Source organism: Acaryochloris sp. 'Moss Beach', assembly GCF_021497025.1.
Lineage (GTDB): Bacteria > Cyanobacteriota > Cyanobacteriia > Thermosynechococcales > Thermosynechococcaceae > Acaryochloris > Acaryochloris marina_A.
This window is the reverse complement of sequence record NZ_CP071717.1, coordinates 2,951,191-2,976,810: the sequence shown is the minus strand read 5'-3', so window position 1 is coordinate 2,976,810 and position 25,620 is coordinate 2,951,191. Positions and strand designations below refer to the sequence as shown.

Below are 25,620 nucleotides of genomic sequence, written 5' to 3'. Positions count from 1 at the left end.
ATAAATTAGTTGGCTGGAGAAATGAGCTGTGAATGCTACTGACCATACAGAGACCTATGAGATGCTCAGCAAAATCTCTCGCATTGTCTCCCTATTCAAAGAGCAATTTCTGGATGCCCACCCAGATTTGAGTCCCTGGATCCATGACCCTGCCCTCCGATACTTGATCGATCCTCACTCGATTGATCTGTGCTTTCATTTTCCAGGTTGGCATCCCACTTGCCATAGTCACTGTGTCCTGACCCAAATCCGCTTTTCTGAGAGTCCTAAATCTGCCGACGCTCGCATCATTGGTATTGAATCAATGGGCTATACCCATACCGAACCCTATTGGCGATGCTGTTCTACAACGAATGATTGGGACTTTGATGGTAAATCGCCTCCGACATTACTGGCTAGAAAAAAGCTAGAGCAGTTTTTTCAAGATGTTTACGCCTTATTTGGACAGTCAGATAACGCTCATGAGTCGCCCTGATCGTTGGCTCAAATTATGCCTGCTGACAGCCCCTTCACCACAAGACAATGGAATGTTCATCAGCCCTTCTATGCCAGACCCAGGCTGACTTTGCCAACCAGTGGCCTGCTCCTCGCCCGCATTGGAGGCACCCAGGTTAAAAAATTCAGGCCTATATCAGGCATTCGATCACTATTTTCTACTCCAGCCATTTAAGTAATTAAGACTAATTCTCAATTATCTGCAGCAATGGTATTGTGAAGTATGACAACTTGTCGTACTTGTTTATTTCAGCTTTGGAGAAAACCAATGCGCTACCTTAACCCCTTACGTCTGGGTCTAACGACCACCTTAATGGCAGTACTGCTGGTAATCGGTGGGTTTTGGCCAGGCTCAACTGCTCTTGCTGCAACATCCACGATTCAAATGGGTTCTTCTACAGGCATGCTAGTGTTTGAACCGACTGAAGTGACGATTGCTCCAGGAGATACGGTGCATTACGAAGTGGCAGGTGTACCTCCCCATAATGTGGTGTTTGATCCGGGTAATTCTGCTGGTGATGTCGGTCCTTTGTCTCATCAGGCCTTTGCTATGTCCGGTGGATTTGATGTAACTTTCCCTGCCGATGCCACTCCAGGCAGCTATTCTTTCTACTGTGAACCCCACAGGGGCGCAGGAATGACTGGCACTATTACAGTTCAAGGCTAAATTCACATCCGTGCAGGTGATTATTGAATCATTTCAACGGTTTCAAAGCTCTTTCCCTATTCAAAAGCTTGTACCCGCAGAATCTTCTCAGTAAGATTCTGCGGGTATTCTTTTCAACCGCGAATTCGATGATTTATAGCTAAATTTGCGACTGCTGCAGAACGATAGCAACTGGAGGGTATCAATTGTGCGATGGCCAAAGGCAAGTCGGAGACCCTCGCAACCCACCACAGATCTCCCATACTCTCAACCCGTTGACTAGAACTTAATCAGCAGATTTTTAGATATAAAAAGAGAAAAAACGATACAATAGAGCTTTCAAAAGCAAATATCATCACTTAAACAAAACTATCGGTCGATTTTATCTAAATTCAAGGCTATGAGAACCCACAAACAGTCATTCTTAGGCTGGACTGGTGTTTTAATCTCGACAGTATTTATGCTGCTTGCATCAGGTTTGGCCCTTTATCCCAAGATAACCAGCGAAAACATTCTCACTGCTCTAAGGTTGAGTTCATTAACAACCGCTATTCCATTTTTGCTAGTGTTTGTAACCCAGCCCCTCACAGCCACAACGGATGAACTAGGGAAATGGCTCAAAAGCAATCGCAGCTATCTATGGCTAGCCCTGACCCTATCCCACCTCATCCATCTCTACCAAATTGTTCTGTACTACCAACTAGGGGAAACTTGCTCTTGGACAACATGGCTAGTGACCGCTCCACTCTGGGTCATTATGGTGCTGTTCTCAGTCACAGAATTGGTAAAACCCGAAATTTTTGATTATCTATATCAAGCCCATGTTCCTAAAAGACTGAGCATTTTGTATACCCTAGGGCTCTGGTATATTTGGCTCATTTTTACCTTGGCATTTGGCTTTGGGACTGCAGCACAGCACATCCCTTTCTACAATATTCCGGCATTTATGCTCTTTATCGCTGGAGCAATGTTCAATGGCATCCTGTGGTGGCGCAAAAACAGCCCTGCATAATCTTCTTCTTCAGGTACCTCTTGGAGAGTTGCTTTTATGTCTAAAGCAGCGTCAATCGTTGGAGCCGCTCCCGTAATGATTGACGGATGTTGGACAAAGGTGAGAGCGCACGCCTCAGGGATCTTTTCAAACTTTACGCCCATCGCTCGTAAGCTATGGAATAAGTGCCCTTATAGGCAGTAAAAGCCCAAATAGTAAGTAATATTGGCTAACCAAGCACGAGAACTAAATACACCATCGGCCAAGTCAGCCGTGTCCTTAAAATAAGGGGTATCGAGTTGCATTGTTCTATTCAAAAAAATGATTAATAACGATTCAACGGAAACTTTGTAGCAGGAACTGACTGAGTCACAGCACTCCTTGCTACAAATAAAAGTGGAAATCTATAGATCTTCTCTCGTTCGCACAGATTGTGAGTAAGGCTGCACGAACGAGAGAAAAGAGTCACTGACAAAATGCATAGACCAGCATCAGATATGGTTATTCCTTACTCGAACAACGCCACATCTCAATGCTGGCCCATAGGACTATTTATTCTTAAGGGCATGAAGCCTTTCGCCACGCAGGCTATGCCATAGCCCCCCGACGACCATCCAGTTCACTCCCAGAATGAGCTGGATGGAAGCGGCCCCAGACCGATCAACGCCGTAGAACTCAGGAGCAAAAGCGATATCGCAATACTGGGTAAAAATGGCAGAACTGATGGCAATAAAACCCACTGAAGCCACACTATAAGACAGAATAGCTTCGCTATTGCAAATACCAGCGCGCACCAAACCTCCATTAGGGAAGGAAAAGATTAGCCGATTTTTGAAAAAAGCCGTAGGTTTCTTATTAATGATATGAAAGGCAGCCCCTGCAATATCAACAATGGCAACCAGGAAATGTCCCCCGACTAGGTCTTCCATATTGTTAACCGCCGCCATTCCCAAAATCGTCCATTCTCCATTCGCAAATCCGAATAAGTAACCGAGCAAGGTAATCGGATTCAGGTTGGGAGTAATCTGACGAACTTCACCGACCAAGGGATCATATAAGCCATTCCCATAAGCAGCATTGCCTGCAAACAATAGACAAGCAACCCCTAAGCAAAGCAGGTGATGGCCCAAAATAGAGGAGGTGGACTCAAAATCGTCCCAATCATAATCGAATTGAGCGGCCCAGCTACCTTCAGGGTAATCTCCTAGATTCGCCTCTCCAGCAATGGTGTGAAATAGCCCACCCGCACAACAGAATGCCGCCACAAAGAAGTGCAGAACGCCAATCACAAAATAGGGATACGTACTCAGAACCTCTCCACCTGAGCCCACGGCTATACCTAAACCCGCCAGGTGAGGCATAAAGACCATACCTTGCTCCGACAATGGAATGCCGGGTTGAAAGCGAGCAGCCTCTTGAATAATAAAAGCGCCGGGAACACAGCTCATTAGAGCTGCATGGCATAAATGAGCACCCAGAAGCGTACCAGAAAAATCAGTGTTGCGGACATTGCCTGCCCACCATTCCGCTTCATAACCGCTCAGGCTTGCCGTCCCCGCAGTGAGCTGGGACCTGTCCATTTTGTCGCGTCTTGTTAAAGATGCTGTCATAAATAAAATCCTCGATAGGGAATAGTTACTAAAAATCAAAACCTTGGTGTGTTTCGAACAATTTGTCCTAAAAGTTCCAGCCAATATCGCTCACCCGGCAATGAAAGCAATAGATAGCCTAAGATCTCCATCAAGCAAGGGATCTATCCACCTCAAAAATTCGCCAGGATGGATAAGCTGGAACGACTGACTAACGCTGAACCAACGATGAGTCCAGCAAAGACGGACTCCTATAGCAGCACTAGCTAGGTGTTGGGAAATATTCCCCCGCGCCTAAACTTCGGAAGCGAATTGCTCAAAATATTTGGGGACATCTCGGAAATCGAAGCCCATCCCACGCAAGGCGTGAAAGAGATGGCCTTGAAGGCAAAAGAAAGCCCAATAGAAATGGAAATTGCAAATCCAGAAACGGGAGGTATGCATACCGTTTGCTGTATCAATGATGTCAGCAAAATACGGGGCAAATACAAACCTTAGCTCTAGGACAGGACCAAAGAACTCCGGCGGAAATGTGATTTCGTTAACAGCAGTAAAGTAACAGGCAATAAAGCCTAAAAAGGCGAGTCCACCCAAGGCATAGGCCAAGATAGCATCAGCATTTTTGCGATATAGCCGATCCGTATAGGGCCAGGGTTTGACCAAAATGTGGAAAACACCGCCCAGAGTATAGAGAAAGCCAACAAAGAGGTGGCCCATCTGCACATCTTCTAGGTTATCGACAAAGAACGGATTGAAACCCGGAACAGCCCATCCATATTTGAACAGTCTGACGATATTAAATTCAGGTACGACTGCTCTGACCTCTCCAATACTGGGATCATAGAAGCCATGAGTGGCTCCCCAACCCGTAAACAAAAAGGTTCCTAACCCCAAGAAAATGAGATGATGCCCCAGAATTCTGCCCTGGGTTTCAAAATCATCCCACTCGAAATGAAACCGTTTGACCCCAGGAAACTCGCTATCCGCAAAGTTCTTAGGTCCGGTCACAATATGGTACAAAGCCCCTGACGCAAACACGGCCGCTGCAAACAGGTGAATCATGCCAATGGCGAAGTAGATGTAAGTGTCTACGATTACCCCGCCAGCCCCTACCCCAAACCCTTCGCGAGCTAATTGTGGTAGACAAACAAAGTTTTGGCTATATAACGGCAAATCGGGATCGTAGCGAGACAGTTCATAGATAGTAAAAGTCCCAGCGAAGAAACACATCGACGCAATTTGGCCGATATGCGCAGCTAGGAACTGGGCACTAAACCCTGTATAACGAGCATTTCCCGCATACCAAGGATAGTTAACTGTGGGCTGTCCATAGGTTTGCATAAAGATTATTCTCCAGACTAATCTTGCATATTCTATTGAGACTAATTCTCAATTTATCAGGACTTGCGTTTTGTGGAAATATGAGTTGTGAAAGTCAAAGAAAAACTGCAACATCTCAATATTTATTTATATTTTCATGCAAATAAATACTGGACTAAACATATTCGTCGTACAGTTCATCAAAGATCAAAAGCAGCCTTCAAACGCCTAAAAGTCTTTAAATTAGGCTATCTCAGACAATCTATTGATAGATAACTACATCCCGCAGTAACTGGCAAATGTATGGATCAGTGATGGGTGAAAAAAATTGATCGAGAATAGAAATATCAAACTCTACTTTGCCTCAGTTCAATATCTTTCGTTAAAAAAATCAGTCGAATTTTTCTAAAAAGATTCTCAATATAGAAATCATATATCGCCTTAAACTGAGATTATTGAGAATAGATATCGTTTTTCTCTGCTAGACAATACTTCTATGGATCAACCACTCATGAACTGTCGCTATTGTGCGGATATTGCTAAAGCGAATGGTGTAGATCCTCTGGGTACAGCAGCAAAAACGGATCATTGGCTGATTACTGAGATGAAACAGCCCTGGTCCGGTTCTTTAGTTGAGAATCCTCAAGTTAAACCCTTGATTCCCCTATTCAAGAAACTGATTTTCCGTAGAGGAATTTTGATCAGACCGATTGCGATCGCAACTGATCACGACTATTCCCAAACAGGCTGGACACGGGTGCTCTACTACCATCGTCCTAGTTCTCAGTTTGCCCAGTATGCCAAGCAGGAATTTTTAATCCCAGAAACCGAAGGGCTCAACTTCACGATGGCGTTGCTGAAGTCCTTATTGAAACAACCTAATAACTTGAAGCACTATCACCAATATCAGCAGGACACTACCGATATTCGGGAGCTATTGGTCTGTACCCATACCCAAGTAGACTTGGCTTGTGGCCGGTATGGAACCCCTATTTATCGCCAACTTAAGCGAGACTATGGTCATCATCCTCAGTCTCTCAGAGTCTGGCAAGCCACTCATTTTGGCGGCCATCAGTTTGCACCGACCTTGCTAGATTTGCCAACAGGACAATTTTGGGGACATCTTGATCCAGCAATTTTGCCCTCTCTCATTGAGCGCCAAGGAGACGTGTCTAGTCTGCGCCCTTATTATCGGGGTTGGTCTGGCTTACAGAAATTTGAACAGATGGCAGAAGGAGAAATCTGGAAGCGAGAAGGATGGGCTTGGTTGGACTACCCCAAATCAGGACGGACCACCCAAAAAGGCTTGAAAGGGATAAAGCAGTTTTTATATCCTTTACTGCGGTTGATTCCGTTTCAACTGTTGCAGATGTGGTTAGAACAATGGCCCCAAGAAGCCGATTGGGTCGAGGTGCACCTCCAATTTGCCTTGCCCAAGACCACACAAATCAGTCGCTATCAGGTCCGATTGGCAGCCAAAGGCAGGGTCAAAACGGCAGTGAAATCAGCAGCAAAAGCGAATGAATCCATGCCCCTCCAAGAGCAATGGCAATACGAAGTCACACAAGTCGTGCAGTGCGACCCTTAACGCCTCCATTTGCAGCACTACCTTCTAAATTTATTTTGATAGATAGGAATTATTCTTATTAGATTAGACTGGAGGGTAGACCTAGTGATGGATGTCGCCACCATGGGTATGCCTAAAACCCTCACCAACGCAGATATTATTGCTTTTCTACAGAGCAATCGTGACTCCGATACCCTGCCCCATATCACTCAGGATGAACAATGTATTGCACTTCCGGTCCAGTTTGGCAGTGGATATATACGGCGACACCTCTTACAGCCAGGCCTAATCTTAGATATTGCTGATGTTGAACTGAACTATAACCATGTCAATCGCATTCAGGTCCATTCTCCCCAGATGCCTCTGACCGCTAGTTTTTATCTATCAGGGCAGGCAGTTGTAACCAATGAAGCTTTACCCACTCCTCAAACAGAACAGGCTGGCAACAACTATTTATACCATTTACCTCAAACTGCTGAAATTGAGGAATATCATGCAAATCAGCGGATCTATTGCTTAAAGCTCTATTTTGAGTTGGACCATTTTCCACAACTCAATCTCCAACACCTCGCTGCCCAATCATCGAATTTAAGCCAGCCCATTCACACCCCCTATCCCCTGTATTGCAAAAATCCAACGACACCTAGAATGCACTTAGTGCTTGAACAACTGGTGACTTGTCCCTTTCAAGGAATGGCCAGAAATGTTTATCTTGCAGGCAAAGCCCTTGAGCTTCTGGGGTTGCAATTGGAAGCCCTCAGCACGTCTGCACTTCCTAGCTCTCTTCATCCCACCGATGTTGAACAGATCCACAAAGCCCGTCACATCTTAATTCAGAACTACTTGCATCCTCCATCTCTGCTCGAATTAGCCCGTCAAGTGGGTATCAACGATCGCAAACTCAAGCAGGGGTTTCGCTACGTCTTTGGCACCTCTGTCTTTAACTACTTGTACCAGTACCGCATGGATAAAGCCCGCCAACTGCTCACCTCCGGTCAATGGACTGTGACGGAAACGGCCCATGCTGTGGGTTATGCCAGTCGAACCGCCTTTGTAGCCGCCTTTACGAAGCAGTTTAAGGTGAACCCCAACACCTATCGCCCTTAGGGAAAATTGCTGGCCACCTCAGCTGGAGGGGGCCGATACCAACGCCTGCTGCAACGCTCTTATTTTCTGCTTTCTACAAAATAGTCCTGCTATAAGACAGAAAAAGTCCGTTTACAAGACAGCATCCTGCCAAAAGTGGCATCCCACTCTAGTAATTTATATTGAGAAGTATTCTTAATAACTGCCCAGTAGAACCCAACCTTGAACGTGGGGCCTGGATCACCTTTGTCATCTGTCGTCTGCAGCCGTGTGGGGGAATGAGTATTAAACCATCTTTGAATATCATTTATATTTTTGTGGGTGTTATAGGGACATCTCTAGGGACTCTGGCTACTACTACCCATGCATCTCAGTCTCCATCAACTACCCTTGACTCATCCCAATTAAACTCGGGTCAATGGACAAGCAGGAGCTATAAGGTTGAACAAATAGCTCCGTCCCCAAATAAGTCTGATCACCATATCGCCCAAACTGAGTCCGTACCCATTTCCGTGATTACGCAGATTACCCTCGTCCCAACTGAAGGTGGGGTCAATATTGTGTTAAATGTTGCCAACGGTGATGCCTTGCAGGTGACGCCTTCTGGGAGCGGGTCAACATTTATCGCAGATATTGAAGCGGCCCAGCTCAATTTATCCACTGGGCAAACCTTCGAAGAAAACAACCCTATTGCAGGCATACGCTCAGTGTCTGTTATGCCCATAGACGTCAATCGTGTACGGGTGACCGTTATTGGTGATCAGACAGAATTAAGTCACCAAATTCAACCAGACTCTCAGACTCTCATATTGAGTATCAACACCCAGGAAACAGCCGAGACTTCAAACTCTACCGAAACTTCACCTGCGGAGAATCCCTCCAGCGAAGAGGATGATTTAGAAATTGTCGTCACAGCTACTCGAACGGAGGAGGCCCTGGCAGATGTTCCCCGTGCCGTCACCATCATTAGCCGTGAACAGTTAGAGCAAGAAGCCCTGTTGAGCAATGACCTGACTTCAACCCTGGGCAAGTTTGTACCTGGCTTTGGACCGCCAACAGCGGATGGTCGGACTCGGGTACAGGATTTAAGAGGTCGCCCTGCTCAAATCCTGATTGATGGCATCCCCCAAACAGGGAATGCGTCCTTTGACACAGAGTTATCCGCGATTGATCCATCCGTCATTGAGCGGATTGAAGTGGTTAGAGGACCCAGCGCTGTTTTTGGCGATGGTGCAACGGGTGGGGTCATCAATATTCTGACTCGCGCCCCAGTAGAGGAAGGCATTCAGGGACAATTAGGACTCACACTTCGCCCTGATTTTGAACACTTATCGGAGAATGGGTTTGGCTTCAAAGTGGATACTAGCCTGTCAGGTAAGCAAGGAAAATTCGATTTTCTAGTCGGGGCGGCATTTGATTTAGATGGCGCTATCTTTGATGGTGAAGGCGATCGTATTCCACCCGACGGCTTAACCTCGGATAACAACACTATTAACGTGTTCACAAAAGCAGGTATTGATATTACAGATGATCAACGCCTGCAAGTCTCCTACAACTTCTTTCAGAACGATTTTGCCAGCGATTTTATTTCCAATCCAATTGTTCTGGCAACCCCAGGAGAGCAAGATGCTGAGGCATTGCGAGTAGGGCCGATCACGTTTGATGATAGCCCGTCCCAAACTATTCAAAATCTCAATTTGACCTACCGCCATCAAAATTTATTTGGAGCTGAATTACGGACCCAGGCTTACCTTCGCAAAACTGATTTGACCCAAATCCCAGGTGATATTCGCAATCTCTTTCCCGTTGGTACACCCCCGTTCTTGCCTGCCATTACGCAAACCAATTTAGATTCCCTAGAAGTAGGGGGACGGTTTCAGCTCGATACACCCATTACAGATCGCTTCAAAATCCTCTGGGGTGCTGATCTGTCCTATGAAGAGAATGAGCAGTTTTTCAATTCTCTAGATCCAGTAGATTTTGACCTCAATCGCCGGGCCCGAGTGATCGGTACGGCAACCCAATCCCCGTTTTATACCGTACGCAGTATCGGTGCTTTTAGCCAACTAACCTGGGATGTTGTGGATCAGCTATCCCTCACTGGCGGAATTCGATACGAAAATATTCGCTTGTCCGTCGATGACTATGCTGCCAGCCCCTTTGCAAATTTTGGAGTTGCTCCACCTGCCCAAATCCAAGGAGGAGTGATCAATACCGATGATGTGGTCTTCAATGCGGGGGCGGTATTTAAAGCAACGGAGGAAGTGAACATCTATGCAAACTTTGCCCAAGGATTTTCGATTCCTGGTGTTGGGGTAACGCTAGGGCTCGCCCGATTTGGCAATAGTGTGGCTAACAGCCTCAATCTAGAACCTCAAAAAGTTAACAGCTATGAGCTGGGTGTTAAAGCCAACTTTGATACGGTTAAGCTTAGTCTGGCTGGCTTTTTGAGTACCTCTTCTCTAGGTTCTTCGCTAGTGGTTGACAATGTAGGGCTGACTTCTATTGTGCGGGCACCTCAACGGAACTATGGCATTGAATTCACCGCAGATTGGCAGCCCAGCGACACATGGACCCTAGGGACCGTTTTTACCTGGAATGAGGGCGAATCAGATCCAGACGATGATGGTATCTTTACAGCCCTTAGCTCCCTGGACGTCCAGCCCATTCACGCAACGGTCTATGTTGAGAATGAGACCCTACCCGGCTGGCGCAACCGGATTCAAGCTTTATTTGTGGGGGGACGAGATCGAGCCTTTAATGACACGATCGATCAGTTTCAAGTAGAGGGTTACACGGTTTTCGATGTCTTCAGTACTGTGAACTTAGGACCTGGAAAGCTACAGCTCGCCATCCAAAACTTATTTGATACCCAATATGTGCCCGTGAGTTCCCAAGAACGTCTGGGTATTCAGGAATTAAGACGCTTTCCCGGCCAAGGTCGGACTTATAGCATTCGCTATAGTTTTGAGTTTTAGGTAAAGGTGAGCCCGCACCCCGTTTTTTAGATCTTCAGTGTATTGGGAGTTCATGATCATGTTGCTGATATGGCTAGTGCTAGCGGCAAGTCTTGCCATAGAAATTCGTCGGTTACGCTTACCCAAACCCCAACGGATGCTATGGATCAGTGTTACTGCCTGCTTGCTCCTCAGTCTGTTAATGAGCTGTGCCTCCGATCCGTTATCCAATCTTCCCCAACAGCGCTCTCCCCTGACTACAAGCACCTCTCTATCTGTAGAACATGCCATGGGAATCAGCCAAGTTCCCCAACAAGCTCAGCGCGTGATTACAGTGGATACGGCGGCCTTAGATGCCGCTTTAGCACTCGGGATCAAACCGATTGGTTCAGTGATTTACAATCAATTCCCCACCTATTTGGGAGACCAAACCCAAGGCATTACATCCGTGGGAGAAGGCACTCAACCAAACTTAGAAACGATTCTCAGCCTGAAACCTGATTTGATATTAGGAAGTAAGATCAGCTCTGGAAAAATATACCAACACTTAGATCGGATCGCCCCAACGGTTTTAACCCAAGGGAGCGGCCGAGACGGAGAATGGCAAGACAATTTCCGTTTGTTTGCTCAAGCCCTCAATAAAGAGGCGGAAGGGCAGCAGGTCCTGGCAGGTTATCAGCGGCGGGTCAAAGCCCTCCGACAGCAGGTAGAGGACATTGACCAAACCCTTGTTTCAATCGTTGCCACAGGTCAAGGTCGAATTGGCCTATATACTTCAAACAGCTTTTCAGGATCTGTAATGAAAGATATAGGGTTTGGTCGGCCCTCAAAACAAAAGAACGCGAATGGGTATGTCGTACAAATTGCTCGGGAAGATTTGGCTAGTATGAATGGCGATCTACTCTTTTTAATCCATAATCCTCAGATATCAGGCAGCTTTGACTATCAAAGCTTTGTGACTGATCCACTATGGTCAAAGTTGAAGGCTGTGAGGAACAAGAGCATCTATGAAGTCAACAGCGAAGTGTGGACAGCAGGCCGTAATGTTCTGGCGGCAAACCAGATCTTAGACGACATTGCTCAAATATTTTCTATAGACATTGCCCAATAGTCATCTGTGATTAATGCTATTTTTCAGGTTGATTAACTCATACTTTGAGCAATGATGATAGCGACCCGCTTGGAATCTAAAACATTTTTCACCTTAAAGCCAACGGGGAGAGAGGGAGAGTTTTTCTCCGTATATTTCTGAAGAACGGTAGGAAATTCTTGAACGTCGGTACCAGGATCGCCGGCTTGGACGACGTGCCCAATATCAACCCATTGAAAGCCATGATCAGTGAACGCGGCCCATCTTTCTCCATCAGAACCAATAGAACAGACTTTGCTCATCTGTCGGGATTGGGGGAATAGCTTAGTGTCGTAGTCATAGGGTTCACAGTGGGTAATGCCTTGTTGTAGCAGTTCATAGGCATCCTTCACAGTTCCCAGGTAAAAGCCGTGTTTGGTTTTAGTAAAGGTCCTGAGCTGGACGAGTTTAAGTTTTTCATCTTCATCGACATCAGGATAATCACCCGTCCATGAAGAAGGGTCAGTGAGGGCACTGCCATCTTGGCAACAATACTGGTAGGTATAGACGGGATAGAACTGATTCACCCAGTCCACAACATCAATTTGGTATTGTCGCCCCTGAAGCCAATGGGGATAGTAAACCCGAAGTCCAAATTCTCGTTGTCCCCATCGGAAATAAGTTTGCAAAGATTCAAAGCACCATTGGCTAGAACATCCAGCAAGGCCCGTCTCCCCAGGAATAACAATTCCACGATAGATATTTGACATCGTTGTTGTTTTACATTATTTCGAATCGTTAGCGAGTGGATTACTAATTTGGTATTCCCCTACATTGAGTCTTCAACAATGAGGGAAGAGTATCGGCAATATTCAGCATATTTTGTAGATATAGTCTCTTGAAGCAAGATTTTGCCCCAAAAGTGCTTATATATAGCCACTAATCTCTATCATAAGCCAGTCTACTCTAATAAAACTGAGCTATATCTTTCAAAGTAGTCGATTCATCGCTAAAACATTGTTGAAACAATTCAAAGACAATCTGTGACTGTGGAGAGCTAGAGCAGTCAAATTTGAATCCTCCTAATGTTGGTCTTAGCATCGCCACCTGTATAAGTATGGCCAGGGCGTGCAGGAGGTATTAAAACTCATTCTCTTGCTAAATTAATTACAATTTTTTCTTATATTACGTTGAAATTAGACATAAGTTATTGATTTTGTAATATACAGATATGAAGCCATAGGCAAGCCTAAAATTCTTTTGCAACAAGCTTTTCTCTTAATTCGTAGATAGAAATCATAAGCACATCTATGCATTATTACTAATAATCGTTATCAATAATTTTAATATCGGTTGTTCCTGCTGGGCATCAGTTGCTCTAGTCCCCTGTGCCACTGAGATGGATTGATGTTGGCTGTAGGATTGTTCGCCAGTGTGAGTCTTCAGACGGTATATCAAGCCCTGAAAACATTCAATCAGTCTACGGATCAATGAATCATTCACAACTGCTTTCGTTTTTTTACAGCCGAACTAAAACTTGACCCCTAAAACCAGGTCGAGCAATCTTCCAAGCAAACTACTCAATTCTGCTTCTCCTACCTGTGAGTGCTCTCCATAATTCTGTCTTCGGCCTGAAGGAAACCACCCAGCTAACATGAATACCTTAGAAAGACTGGAGATCAGCAGACGTTAGTCACTTCAAACTTATGTGAATCTGGAAGGCGGTCATTTTTCATCCGCAAAGCTGCTAGACCCCATTTTGGTTGAGGGACATTTTAGCTGCTGGCAAAGATAATTAACCACCTATGTTGGAGGTAGTAGGTGTGGTTCTCATGGAGCCTACTCTACAAGGGCAAGGTCAGCTTACTTATGGAATATCACTCAAAGCCAGCTGGGCATGACTGAATGCTGGAATATTGCCTATGGTGACTTTCATTGCTTAGACGATCTAGATCCTGCATTCATCCGTCCATCCAAACTTTGGTGCAAAATATCCTTCACAGCCGAAATGTTGTACTGTAGTTGAGAATATTAATCAATAACCTTTGTTCATCAGCGTAAAAGCTAAACTCTAGACTACCTTTTTTATAAACGCTGACAATACTCTAGATCTCAGATAGGTGCAGGTGTGACAGGCATTATTACTGACATCAGAATGCTTTTGTTGATTTAAGTCTATGGACCCCGAGCTTGTGAGTACTTTTGATGCACTCTGGTTATGTGTTAACCCCCGCCTCAAAAAATTTGACTGGAGTTTATGCCAACAGCTCAAGCAATATGCCCATGTGAAATTTTGGAGCTACCATCAAACGGCGGATGAACCTTGCTCTATACAAACTGCCTTAGCATTACTCCACCAGGATATCCAACATCAATCACAGCCCATTCATCTGTTAGGGCATGGGCTCAGCGGTACATTGGGGTTGCTGTATGCTCGCTACAATCCCCAAGCTGTCAAATCGTTAACTTTACTATCCGTTGGGGCGAATCCATCTGTAGGTTGGCATGCCCACTACTACAAGATGAGGGAGCTTTTACCCTGTAGTCGAGAGGCAATTTTATTCCAAATGGTGACCATGCTATTCGGCGCTATGAGTACTGACCGAACGATGGCATTGGCATCACTCTTAGCCACCATCCTAGATACTGAATTGGCTCCGCACTCCTTGGCCCATCGCAATGAGTTAGCACCTGGAGGAGTAGAGCCTTCATTACTCGTGTGTCATGGCGAACATGATGCTGTGGTTGACCCGCACGCTCATGCACAATGGCAAACCTGGCTTAAAACTGGCGATCGTTTATGGAGCTGCCCCCAAGGACGGCATTTTTTCCATTATGATCATCCCAGTCGGACGAGCCAAATCATTTTAGAATTTTGGCAACAGGTCGCATCAATGCCCTCTGCATTCCTACCCTCCGACAAGGAACAGCTCATAACGACGCTGTTATGTAAGGGAATGAACAATTCTGTCCTACTGCCTGGAGACTAAAGACCTTGGATACCTACGAGTTTGATGTTGTAATTATTGGTGGTGGCCCTGCAGGCTGTACCTGTGCTCTCTATACATCGCGAGCAAATTTCAAGACCGTTATTTTAGACAAAAACCCTGCAGTTGGCGCTCTGGCAATTACCCACAAAATTGCCAATTACCCTGGCGTTGCTGGTGATGTCAGTGGTGAAGAACTACTGGCTGTAATGAGAGAGCAAGCGATTGAATTCGGCACTCACTATCAACAAGCCCAAGTTTTTGGTCTTGACATTAGTGGTGCCCAGAAAAAGGTTTACACCCCAGAAGGGACATTTGTGGGGCGATCAATTGTCCTAGCCACAGGAGCAATGGGACGTAAGGCATCTTTTGACGGAGAGGCTGACTTTTTAGGTCGGGGGGTGAGCTACTGCGCCACCTGTGATGCTGCTTTTTATCAAGATCGCCCTGTTGCAGTGGTAGGACTGAACCGAGAAGCCATAGAAGAAGCCCAAGTGCTCACTAAATTTTCATCTATGGTTCACTGGCTGACCGTGAAGACTCCTCCGGCTGAGGATGCACATGCTCAGGATTTGCTGAGTTTACCCAATGTGAAACATTGGAGCCGATCCAGACTGCTGTCCATTCAGGGGAGCGATATGGGGGTCACAGGGGTTCAAGTCAAAGTCAGAGATCAAGAAGATCCGCTGTCTTTAGAAGTTGATGGGGTGTTTGTCTATCAGAATGGGTCCAAACCCGTCACTGATTTTGTCGGCGATCAGGTTGAGTTCAATGAAGACGGCGGGGTAAAGGTTGATGAACTGATGGCAACCAGTACGGATGGTGTATGGGCGATTGGAGATATCCGTAATACCCCTTTTAAGCAAGCGGTTGTGGCAGCTGGCGATGGATGTGTGGCAGCCATGTCTATTGATCGTTATCTCAATAGTCGTAAGCTGTTTAAGCCAGATTGGGATCATTCCTAACACTGCTCACCTATAGCAGTTCACCTCCGTTTGCTCACAGAAGAGTGGCGTACTATTCTGTCAAATTAAGAGACAGAGTAATGCGCCAGATTGTGTCGCAAATAGTGGTCACACAACTCCTCTGGGTGTCCTCCAAGACTATGCAGATAATCCGAAACTTTGATTGAGGAAAGAGATCTGTCCCAAAAGTCAACGGCTCGATATTAAGTACCGCCTCGGATTTTGACGTAGGGTTCGTCTACTCTCCAAGCATCATTGGTTGATTTGAGATGCCAACGCCAGCATGTGTCTAGTGCTTGGCCACAGCGATCATAACAGGTTGCATGAGCCCAAGATTCTTTCCTAGCAAGTGTTCTATTTGCAACAAAGCTTTCGAAATCGCTGTGGGCAAGCACTAGTTTAGGAGAATATTTCAGAATCCACCGATTAATGGTGCTGTGATCTACCTCCAAACTACGCTCTAACATCATCTCCTCCAAATCGCGATAGCTGAGGGGATAGCGGCAGTACCAAGGAACATTGAGCAGGATAATCTCAGATTAAAAATGACGCCATTTGCAAAGATCAGCAGTTTTCATCTACAGGAAAGAAATAGAGCACAGCCTCTCGATTGCCCCCTGACTTTCAGCCATGACCCTATTTTTGCAACACAACCCAAATAAGTATGAAACACAGCTGGAGGGACTCTGACAACAAATTCTCTCTTTAGCTTAATTAGAATTATTCCTATAGTATGTTGAAGATAGATCCAAATTATTGCTTTTGTAATATACAGCTATGAAGTCACAGATAAACCTATAGGTCATGTAAGGCAAGCTTTTCTCATGATTTATAGATAGAAATCCTAGGCATATCCATGTAGTATTATTAAGAAGTATTATCAATAAGTATTGAAGTGTCTACTGTTCCTGCTCGGCGTCAGTTGATCCAGTCCCCTCTTCCACTAGGATTGGGCTTGGTGCTGGGCATCGGACTGCTAGGGGTTTGTTTGATGGCCAGTATAGGGCTGGGGGTCGCTGATATCAGCCCCAAAACCGTGTATCAAGCCCTAACGGCTTTTGATGGGTCGACGGATCAACTGATTATTCGAACGGTTCGAATTCCTCGCTCAATTACTGCATTACTGGTAGGCAGTTCCATTGCTGTAGCGGGGGGCCATGATGCAAGGGCTTACGCGCAATCCCCTCGCTGATCCGGGCATTTTAGGGATTAATTCCGGAGCGGCATTGGCTGTCGTCGGATCAGTGTTTTGGTTAGGCACGACTTCCCTTAAGGTTTATGCGGGATTTGCCCTGCTGGGGGCTGCAATCGCAGCCATCACAGTTTATGCTCTGGGTTCCCTAGGACGAGGTGGATTGACCCCTCTAAATCTAACGATTGCTGGGGCTGCGTTTACGGCCTTGGTGTCATCCATAACCACTGGTGTTCTCATTCTGAGTCAGCGAACCTTGGAAGAGATCCGGTTTTGGTTAGCAGGGTCGATCGCAGGCCGCGATTTAAACTTAGTGGTCCAAGTTTTACCCTATCTAGCCGTGGGAATGGTGATTGCCCTATCCCTGGGGAAACAGCTCACGACCCTAAGCTTGGGTGAGGATATTGCCCAAGGCTTAGGTCAGAACACTGCCTGGATCAAAGTGACTGCGGCGGTGAGCATTATTTTGTTGGCAGGTGGCTCCGTTGCGATCGCAGGTCCGATCGGGTTTGTGGGCCTGATTGTTCCCCATATTGTGCGGTTTTGGGTAGGGGTCGATTATCGCTGGATTTTGCCCTATGCCGCCATTGTCGGAGCTATCTTATTATTAATCGCTGATATTGGGGCACGGTTAGTGATTCAGCCTCAAGAGCTGCCAGTAGGATTAGTCATGCCCCTGTTGGGAGCACCCTTCTTTATCTACCTCACCCGCTGGCAGGTGCGGCGATGAAGCAGTGGCTAGTGGTTCGTCCTCCGCAGATCCCGATCTCGTTTCATCTCGACCGTCGGGTTCCCAGTATTTTATTGGGACTGATTCTATCAACTCTGGTCGCTATGGTCTTGAGTGTGGGACAAGGGGAATATCCGGTCCCTCCCCTAGATGTAATCAAAACCGTCTTAGGGTTGGAAACGGGTAACCCAGACTTTGGCTTTATCATTATGACCCTGCGTCTGCCACGAACGCTAGTGGCCTGGGGGGTTGGGATGGGACTTGCGATCGCAGGCACAATCACCCAAGGCATCACCCGCAATCCCTTAGCATCCCCTGGCATTATTGGCGTCAACGCTGGGGCCTCTTTAGCTGCCGTAACCTTAATTGTTCTCTATCCTGAATTACCCATTGCCCTCATTCCTCTGGCAGCTTTTGGTGGAGCGCTCCTGGTGGCTCTGCTGATTTACCTGCTGGCTTGGAAGGACGGCAGTTCTCCCGTGCGGCTGATTTTAGTGGGAGTAGGATTCAGCCTGATTGCTGGATCTTTAACCAGTTTGATGGTGACCTTTGGCAATATCTACAACGTCAGCCAAGCCCTAGTTTGGCTAGCTGGTAGTGTCTATGGCTGCAGTTGGGAGCAGTTGACGGTATTTCTACCCTGGCTCACTGGGTTTGGATTACTGAGCCTGTTAATGAGTCGGGAATTGAATGCACTCCAACTCGGCGATGAAGTAGCTCGCAGTTTAGGCAGTCGTTTAGAACTCCAGCGCAGTCTACTATTACTGAGCAGCGTAGCCCTAGCTGGCTCTGCAGTTGCGACCGCAGGCAGCATTGGTTTTGTCGGTTTAATGGCCCCTCACTTGGGACGACAAATGGTAGGCCCCTCCCATGAGGGATTACTCCCCGTGGCCGCCTTAACCGGAGGATTGGTGGTAGTGGTGGCTGATCTACTGGGTCGATTACTATTTGCTCCCATTGAACTGCCCTGTGGAATTATTACGGCTATCGTGGGAGCGCCTTATTTTCTGTATGTATTGATTCGCGATCGCAACTCATGATCCCTGCAACACCTGCCTACGCCCTCACAACCCGCAAACTCACCCTAGCCTATGAAGGCAAAGTGGTGATTGAGTCCCTCGATCTAGCGATTCCCACAGGCAAAATCACGATTTTAGTGGGACCGAACGGCTGTGGTAAATCTACCTTGCTGAAGGGCTTAGGGCGTTTACTCAAACCCAAACAGGGCATCGTCTATCTAGGGAGTGAATCCATTGCCAAACTCTCCACCAAAGCCATTGCCAAACGATTAGGGTTGCTCCCCCAAGGACCAACGGCCCCAGAAGGGTTAACCGTCAGAGATCTAGTGGCTCAAGGTCGCTACCCCCACCAAGGCTGGTTACAACAATGGTCTCAAGAAGATGAGAAGCAGGTGAACTGGGCCTTATCGATTACGCAAATGCTCGACTTTGCCCATTGTGCTCTGGATAACTTGTCCGGTGGACAGCGCCAGCGGGCCTGGATTGCTATGACTTTGGCTCAAGATACAGACATTGTGTTGCTGGATGAACCCACCACCTATCTTGATCTAGCCCACCAGATCGAAGTCTTAGATTTATTGCATGATCTCAACGAGCAGCAAGGCAAAACGATTGTGATGGTGTTGCACGATCTCAACCAAGCCTGTCGTTTCGGTGATTATTTAGTAGCCATCAAGGGGGGAGCCGTCTACGATCAGGGCCATCCAGAACAGGTAATGACTGAAACAATGGTTCAAAACGTGTTTGGCTTAGAAAGTCGAATTATCAATGATCCAGTCGCCAATACGCCTCTTTGTATCCCCATCAGTCGTAAGTCATCGGGGAAAGTCAAGGCAGGGCATGAGTCCTAGCTCGTACCTCTAACGGGGGTCTACCTTAAATTCATGTGAGTTAGTTTTCAAGGTTCTTTAGTCTGACTATTCTTTACCCCAAACAGCGGGGAACAACAATAGCCGCCAATACTCACTGTAATCAGCCCCAAAGAAGTTAAGACATACAGCAACGCCGTACCGGCACCAGATTGAGTGCCAAATATCGGTCCCATCAACCCAGCGACTCTACTGGAACGTACAAAGGGTTCAAAAATACCCTCGGCAAGGGGACCGGCCAGCAAAGTCGCTAATGTACTCACCCCCTGTAGTACCAGTGAGTTGGCAGCAAATACTCGACATTGAAGCTCTGGAGCAACGTTTTCCATCCACAGTGCTGTTTCTGAGCTATCTAACAGAGGAAAATTGAGAGAGGAACAAAATTGAGCTGGCATCCAGACCTTAAGATTTTGGCCAAATCCAAACAACGTTTTAGCGATTCCGGCCCCCATAAATCCCATAAGCAGTCCATGAATGCGCTTTTTAGGGCCACCCCAAACCGTTAATAGAATCGCTCCGGTGATGCCCCCAATACCAGCAGCAGCTCCAATCAGCCCTAAGGTCTGAGTGTTGCCGCCAGAGCGTGCCAGAATCATCGGATCGTCAATGGCACTGCCAAGATCATGAAAAAACCAAAACAACGCAGTAATCATCAGCAATCGCAGAAGGTGAGGGCTTTTCCAGATATAACGTAGACCAAAAGTGGCCTCTTGTCGCCAACGCGAAAATTTCCCTGCTTGCTGCCAAGATTCTGATTTAATTTCTGGCGGGGGCTGAGGAATATGGGAGGGTAAAAGAGTCAAGATCGCCACTCCAAAAGTGACCAAATCAATCCCCAAAATACCTTTTAGACCAATGATGGGATAGAGCAGACCTGCCACAGCGGGGGCAATGATAATCGAACCATAATGAATCATAGAGTTCATACTGTTGGCACGAGTATAGTGTTGGGCTGGAACCAAGGTCGTAATGGAAGTGGAATAGGCCAACCCTTGAATTTGACCAAAGCCCCCCATGACGGCAGAAGCCAGGTATAGATGCCAGAGCAGAAGCTGGTGAGAGAAGAGGAGCACCAGCAAAATCAGAGTGGAGAATGCTGCGATCGCATCTCCATACATCATCAAATATTTTCGATTGAAGCGATCGACAATAATGCCCGCAACCAAAGCAACCGGAATCTGGGGAAAATCATAAAAGAAATCGACTAAAACAAGAGCGGTTGTAGATTCTGTTAACTGCCATGCCCAGATTGTCAGGGCAAAACCAGTCATATAGCTACCGATATTGGAAACCAGTTGGCCCAACCAAATGATGGTGAATGTACGCACAAGAAAAAGAACGATGTGATTCGTTTCAATACAGCCAATCGTGACTGACGATTCCCTCTCAGAAATCAATAGACATCAGACGTCAGCCCAGATGAATGCCATCCAGGCAGCAACGATACGTCAATACTCTGGATTACCTAAGACTTTTTAAGTGCAAGGGTTAAGCCATCGGCAATCCCTAACATACTCAAGTCAATACGTTCATCTTGGCAGAGGGCTAGATTCAAAGCCCTCAGAGCATTTGTCTCCGGATCATCTGCGGTGGGATCTGCGACTTCACCAGACCATAGAACATTATCAATTGCCATCAATCCTCCTGGCCGAAGGAGTGCGAGGGACTTTTCATAATAGTGGTGATAGTTGACTTTATCAGCGTCAATAAACGCAAAATCAAAGGTGCCAGCCGCTCCTGTACTCAACAGATCATTTAAGGTATCCAGTGCTGGGGCAAGGTGAAGATCCACTTTGTTTTCCATGCCTGCTGCCTGCCAATACCGTTGTGCGATCGCGGTATCCTCTTTACTGATATCGCAGGTCAAGATCAAACCATCAGCAGGGAGTGATAAGGCCATCCATAGGCTGCTATAGCCTGTGAACGTGCCAATTTCGAGAATCCTTTTAACCCCCATGAGCTTAATCAGCAACGCCATAAACTGCCCTTGGTCCGGTGCAATCTGCATTTCACCATCGGGTAACTGAGCAGTTTCTTCCCGTAGTTGCGTTAACACCTGGGGTTCACGCAAGGAAACCGAGAGCAGGTAATCATAAAGATTAGATTCTATAAATCCACTCGCGTCAGTGAGTTCCGAAATTTTACTGGCCATGGAAACAGCAATTCTCATTTTGGAATTCAAGTAGAGTTAGCCCCTTCGGTGAGCATGAAATCAAACAACGCATCCCAACTAGCGAACCAAAAATAGCGAGTCAGGGTAAATAAGTCACGGAAAAAGTCCTTTCTAGTTACCAGCAGTTCTCGCAGTTGCCCATAGGTGCCGCCAAGCAACTCTAAAATTGTATGCATCAAAAATGCTAGCAAGTTGAGCGTCACCAGTAATTCAGCCAGATGCTCTTGGCCATGGCCAAAGTTGTGTTCCAAATGATAGCCCTTGGTTTTGAGCACATTATTGTTTTCATTCTCGACCTTCCACCGTGACCGTCCTGCCTCGACAATGGCCTCAATCGTCTCATGAGTGATGAGATGTTGAGTAACAAAAGTATTGAAATACACCTGCTTATTCTTGCGTTTGTCAATCACCGTAACCTCACACCAATTGACTTCTAGAGCAGGCTGCTGGGCGTTGAGGGGCACCCGATTGACATAGCGAAATTGGTAGAGCAGCGGTTTAGCCCCTTGATAGCGACAGACCTGATGGCGGTTCATTTCTCCAGCTTTTTCAAGATACTCAAGCCACTCATAGAGTTCTTCATGAGAGGTCGGAAGACACACAAAGATAAAGCCATAGCCATGTTCAAGGGCTGTTTGACACATCGGTTGACGACTGTAGAGGTCATCGCCCAGGAGAGTGACACCAACGTCAGTGTCTGCAATCGGATGGGCTTCAATCCAGCGCTTGGCTGCTGTTGTTTCACAGTCCTGTTTATCATGACCATCCTGGGGACGGATAAATTCTGGGGCTAGGTTCAGCACTTGGTTACACCCTGGCTTGACCATTACAGGGGTAACGACTTGGTGAAAATAACTCACCCGACCATTACGATGGTGGCGCTGACTACACTGAGGGCAATGAACCTCCTGCGATGAAAAGTATTCCGTGCCATCTAAGGCCACCAAATAGCCCTGTTCAAAGCATTTATAGGGGTGACGCTTGCCATTGGACTCCAGGCACTGATGGAGAGACTCAAACCCCGAACATACTGCAGATGCAGCGACTGGATCTAACAGGCTTCGGATTTGATTGTCACAGGGAATCTGCTCAATCCCAAACAGACTTTTGGCGTTGCTGCGGCCCTTTTTGGTAGCCATCTGGCGCTGATATTGCAAAAAAGAGCTTGATTGCATAAAAAACAAGCTGAAGGCGCTCATCAAGGCATCTTCAACTCGATACTGTTTATTCCTTCCCTTACGCAGGTCTCGCAGATCTGAAAAGCCCGCCAGCATTGCACTGATGAGGGCTTGAGGTCCGATGGTGGCTGATACGGTCATAGATAGCACAATGACGAAGATTACAGTTACCCTATCAAGACTCAGAATCCTTATATGAAAAGCTTTTTCTTAAAATGAGAATTGCTGCCATGGAAATGTTCTCCTAACAATAAGGGCATGTGTGCATAGTTCAAATGTCGTAAGGCAGGATGATGACCGACATTTGAACAAAAAAACTAGGTTCAAAACTGAATTTTTTAAGCTGAAGGACGATTAACTAAATATTTAAAAAGATCATCAATCATAAGATTGGCAGCGATTGGATTACCACCTCGCCAAAAATTTGCATCAACGACGTAGACTTGTCCTGATTGAACTGCCTTCAGTTGTTTCCAAAGTGGCTTCTTCTGCCATTCATCTAGCAGATGTTTGGACTCAGCATCATAGATATTCACGAATAAAATATCAGCGTCAATTTCAGGAATTCTTTCTTCTGACAAAACGAGAACACCATTCGTATTAGGACTATGATTGCGAGGTTGCTGAATGCCAATATCAGAAAAAATGCTGCCAGCAAATGAATTCCTGACGTCAACCGTCATTTGGTCACCATAGGCATAGATCGTTGATATTTCTAGATTGTCCAACCGGTCACCTAGGGCCTGCTGCAACGCATCAATCCGTTGGTAGTAATGACTCCAAGTCGATTTGGCTTCCGGTTCTTTCCCTAAGGTCTGGGCCACAAAATCAAAGTGCTCTCGCCAGGACGGAGATCCCTGCCACTCACCCATTGCCGTCGGTGCAATTTCGGCAAGCTGCTTATAAATCGGTTCACCAAAGGGAACGACTCCCAGAATTAAGTCAGGCTTCAGCATTAAAATTTTCTCAACATTAGGCTGAGTACTTTGACCCAGGGATTCAGTCCCATAGCCTTTCTTCTCCATATACTGATTCAAATAATCTAGGGGGGCTGCATCCGGTAGAGCACAGCCAACAGAAGGCACGCCAAGGATCAACGCATTAGCTAATGTTGAATCATCTAGACTAATCAACCGTTTCGGAGGTTGAGGGACGCAGGTCTTCCCCAAACCATGCTGGATAGGGTGGCAGCTTGTAGGAGCTTTAGAGTTAGAAGGCGGACGATTGGGATCACTCTGGCAGGCGACAACTAATAAGGGTTCTTCCCAGCTTTTGGTGATTCGGTTTAAACCCTTACTCAGAAAGAGATTTGCTTCTTTCTCATGAAGCCATAATTAGTCGCTTGGCGAGTAGTGTTAATCCTGCCCTGCCAAACATCTGACGCTTAAGCATTTTTAGTTTGTTGTTGAGTCCCTCCACCGGACCATTACTGACCTCCATCATCATGCTGGCTTTGACTGCAGCATAGTCATCCATGAGACCCGCAGCAAACTTTTTCAACGGTTGAATTGGACAGGTCAATGCCTTCATCAACCAACAATCAAAAGCATCGGCCTGTCGTTGTCTGAGCAACTCAAGGAACGTATGAGCTAAATCAACAAGGGTTGCTAAGTCCGGGTGTTGTTTGACCAGGTATTCCAACAACTCTTTATTTTCGGGTTCTCGATTCTCTTCTTTGAGCACAATTAGATAGGCTGCTTGACGAGGTGTAAAAGGAGGAGCTTGAGGATCAATGACAGTGGGTAAGGACTTTGTCACTGGAGCACGATATGAAGGAAGGCTCTGAGCTTCGCGGAACCCACGAAGGTAACGCTGGAGAGTGCGTTGGGAGCCTTCATAGCCATTCTGTCGGAGCAATACCATCAAGACTTTGGAGTTCGTTATTCCAGAATTCCACCAAGCCACAACCTCCTGTTTGTAGGGGTCGAGTAGGCTCCTACCCAAGGTCGGACGTCGGTTATAAGTTTCTGGAAAATCAGGTCGGGTACCATATTTGCGAACAGTACATTCACTCACTCCGACTTTGTCTGCAATAGCTGCAGTCGACCATTGTTGTTCGCGGAGAGCTTTAATTTCTTGCTGCTGTTGTACCCGAATTTGATGGTTTGCCTGTGCCCGTTCTTGAAAGGTTGCAGTGGCAGTCGATTGAGGAATTACAACAACCGTTGCAGTATGCCCTAGATTTGAGCTAGTGACTGGGTATTGCTCCCGTGAAGCGGCTTTAAGCTCAGCATGGTAGTTTTCCAATGAAAGCTCAAGCGCTTCACTCAAATTTTTGACTAGATGAAAGCGATCTGCAACTTGTCTGGCGTCTGGCGCAGCCTTATCCATGGCACTTTTGTAGGTCTTGGAACGGTCACGGGATAATACTTCTATACCTGGATGCTCTCGTAGCCAATCGACCAATGTGTCTGCTTTGCGATCTGCTAGCAGGGCAATAGGTTGATGAGTCTCTAAGTTGACTAAAATTGTGCCGTAATTATGGCCTTTTCGGAACGCAAAGTCGTCTACCCCTAACACTTTTGGAACCTCGAACTCAGGGAGGGGAAGGCGCTCTAAGTGGTTGAGTAGTGTACTGCCACAGCTAAAATAGCCCAGACACTTGCCTAGACGAGAACCAGCAGCACCGCCTAAGGCTAACCCAATCTCCTGGAGATGCTGAACCTGGCGTACGGTTTTCCTGGCCCAAGGTGCCGCCACCTCTGGAATGCGTTCGGTAAAAAATACGACGGCGACACTCTGAATTCGGACAAAAGAATTTGCAGACTAGCACGAGCAAGCTTAAGC

General features: G+C 46.5%; 19 protein-coding genes and 3 pseudogenes. 12 read left to right on the top strand and 10 right to left on the bottom strand.

From position 1 onward, the window contains the following. Nucleotides 1–28: 28 nt before the first annotated feature. From HRE53_RS14050 to HRE53_RS14040, 3 genes are all read left to right on the top strand, one after another. Nucleotides 29–475: a hypothetical protein gene (locus tag HRE53_RS14050; protein WP_212663992.1), complete on the top strand. Its 447-nt coding sequence runs from the start codon at nt 29–31 to the stop codon at nt 473–475. 288 nt (nt 476–763) lie between these two features. Further along, a complete protein-coding gene (petE, locus tag HRE53_RS14045) occupies nt 764–1,162 on the top strand; it encodes a plastocyanin (RefSeq protein ID WP_212663991.1) in 399 nt (132 codons plus the stop codon). Nucleotides 1,163–1,601: 439 nt separating this feature from the next. Then, on the top strand, nt 1,602–2,153 hold the full coding sequence (locus HRE53_RS14040; protein WP_235106895.1) for a hypothetical protein: 552 nt from the start codon (nt 1,602–1,604) through the stop codon (nt 2,151–2,153). Here HRE53_RS14040 and HRE53_RS14035 read toward each other — a convergent pair. The 3 genes and pseudogenes from HRE53_RS14035 to HRE53_RS14025 form a co-directional block, all read right to left on the bottom strand. Then, nucleotides 2,069–2,422, bottom strand: a pseudogene (locus HRE53_RS14035) (hypothetical protein); the annotation flags it as partial. The gene HRE53_RS14040 and the pseudogene HRE53_RS14035 sit on opposite strands and share 85 nt — an antisense overlap. 258 nt (nt 2,423–2,680) lie before the next feature. Continuing rightward, nucleotides 2,681–3,712, bottom strand: a complete 1,032-nt coding sequence (locus HRE53_RS14030) for a high light inducible protein (protein WP_235106894.1) — start codon at nt 3,710–3,712, stop codon at nt 2,681–2,683. 303 nt (nt 3,713–4,015) lie between these two features. Next, complete coding sequence (locus tag HRE53_RS14025; protein ID WP_212663988.1) at nt 4,016–5,062, bottom strand: chlorophyll a/b binding light-harvesting protein; 1,047 nt, start codon at nt 5,060–5,062, stop codon at nt 4,016–4,018. A 475-nt stretch (nt 5,063–5,537) separates the two neighbouring features. Between HRE53_RS14025 and HRE53_RS14020 the strand changes: the two genes are divergently transcribed. From HRE53_RS14020 to HRE53_RS14005, 4 genes are all read left to right on the top strand, one after another. Then, nucleotides 5,538–6,629, top strand: a complete 1,092-nt coding sequence (locus HRE53_RS14020; protein ID WP_235106893.1) for a sucrase ferredoxin — start codon at nt 5,538–5,540, stop codon at nt 6,627–6,629. 87 nt (nt 6,630–6,716) lie between these two features. Then, nucleotides 6,717–7,715: an AraC family transcriptional regulator gene (locus tag HRE53_RS14015; RefSeq protein ID WP_235106892.1), complete on the top strand. Its 999-nt coding sequence runs from the start codon at nt 6,717–6,719 to the stop codon at nt 7,713–7,715. 491 nt (nt 7,716–8,206) lie between these two features. Next, nucleotides 8,207–10,672, top strand: coding sequence for a TonB-dependent receptor domain-containing protein (locus tag HRE53_RS14010; protein ID WP_235106891.1), 2,466 nt, complete (start codon nt 8,207–8,209; stop codon nt 10,670–10,672). A gap of 58 nt (nt 10,673–10,730) precedes the next feature. Continuing rightward, complete coding sequence (locus tag HRE53_RS14005) at nt 10,731–11,762, top strand: ABC transporter substrate-binding protein (protein WP_235106890.1); 1,032 nt, start codon at nt 10,731–10,733, stop codon at nt 11,760–11,762. Nucleotides 11,763–11,794: 32 nt separating this feature from the next. Here HRE53_RS14005 and HRE53_RS14000 read toward each other — a convergent pair whose 3' ends face one another. Further along, a complete protein-coding gene (locus tag HRE53_RS14000; protein ID WP_235106889.1) occupies nt 11,795–12,490 on the bottom strand; it encodes a hypothetical protein in 696 nt (231 codons plus the stop codon). 1,407 nt (nt 12,491–13,897) lie between these two features. On the opposite strand from HRE53_RS14000, the gene HRE53_RS13995 reads away from it, so the two are divergent. Continuing rightward, complete coding sequence (locus tag HRE53_RS13995; protein ID WP_235106888.1) at nt 13,898–14,710, top strand: alpha/beta fold hydrolase; 813 nt, start codon at nt 13,898–13,900, stop codon at nt 14,708–14,710. A gap of 5 nt (nt 14,711–14,715) precedes the next feature. Then, nucleotides 14,716–15,672: an NAD(P)/FAD-dependent oxidoreductase gene (locus HRE53_RS13990; RefSeq protein WP_235106887.1), complete on the top strand. Its 957-nt coding sequence runs from the start codon at nt 14,716–14,718 to the stop codon at nt 15,670–15,672. Nucleotides 15,673–16,070: 398 nt separating this feature from the next. Here HRE53_RS13990 and HRE53_RS13985 read toward each other — a convergent pair. Further along, nucleotides 16,071–16,205: pseudogene (locus tag HRE53_RS13985) on the bottom strand (IS6 family transposase); the annotation flags it as partial. A 362-nt stretch (nt 16,206–16,567) separates the two neighbouring features. Between HRE53_RS13985 and HRE53_RS13980 the strand changes: the two are divergent. The 3 genes and pseudogenes from HRE53_RS13980 (at nt 16,568) to HRE53_RS13970 (ending at nt 19,464) form a co-directional block, all read left to right on the top strand. Beyond that, nucleotides 16,568–17,594: pseudogene (locus HRE53_RS13980) on the top strand (FecCD family ABC transporter permease). After that, complete coding sequence (locus HRE53_RS13975; RefSeq protein ID WP_235106886.1) at nt 17,591–18,634, top strand: iron ABC transporter permease; 1,044 nt, start codon at nt 17,591–17,593, stop codon at nt 18,632–18,634. The pseudogene HRE53_RS13980 and the gene HRE53_RS13975 overlap by 4 nt, the downstream one beginning before the upstream one ends. Continuing rightward, the gene (locus HRE53_RS13970; RefSeq protein ID WP_212663978.1) at nt 18,631–19,464 is read left to right on the top strand and encodes an ABC transporter ATP-binding protein; all 834 of its coding nucleotides are present in this window, start codon (nt 18,631–18,633) and stop codon (nt 19,462–19,464) included. The genes HRE53_RS13975 and HRE53_RS13970 overlap by 4 nt, the downstream gene beginning before the upstream one ends. Before the next feature lie 47 nt (nt 19,465–19,511). Here the strand turns inward: HRE53_RS13970 and HRE53_RS13965 are convergent, their stop codons facing one another. The 5 genes from HRE53_RS13965 to HRE53_RS13945 form a co-directional block, all read right to left on the bottom strand. After that, nucleotides 19,512–20,810 (bottom strand): MFS transporter, encoded by a 1,299-nt coding sequence (locus tag HRE53_RS13965; RefSeq protein ID WP_235106885.1) that lies wholly within the window; start codon nt 20,808–20,810, stop codon nt 19,512–19,514. 137 nt (nt 20,811–20,947) lie between these two features. Then, complete coding sequence (locus HRE53_RS13960; protein WP_235106884.1) at nt 20,948–21,634, bottom strand: class I SAM-dependent methyltransferase; 687 nt, start codon at nt 21,632–21,634, stop codon at nt 20,948–20,950. Between the two features lie 26 nt (nt 21,635–21,660). Then, entirely contained in the window at nt 21,661–22,974 is a 1,314-nt protein-coding gene (locus tag HRE53_RS13955) for an ISNCY family transposase (protein ID WP_396133383.1), read from the bottom strand. A 197-nt stretch (nt 22,975–23,171) separates the two neighbouring features. Then, nucleotides 23,172–23,966 carry an iron-siderophore ABC transporter substrate-binding protein gene (locus HRE53_RS13950; protein ID WP_235106883.1) on the bottom strand — a complete coding sequence of 265 codons (795 nt, stop codon included), beginning with the start codon at nt 23,964–23,966 and terminating at the stop codon, nt 23,172–23,174. 187 nt (nt 23,967–24,153) lie between these two features. Further along, nucleotides 24,154–25,533: an ISL3 family transposase gene (locus tag HRE53_RS13945; RefSeq protein ID WP_235106882.1), complete on the bottom strand. Its 1,380-nt coding sequence runs from the start codon at nt 25,531–25,533 to the stop codon at nt 24,154–24,156. Nucleotides 25,534–25,620 lie beyond the last annotated feature (87 nt).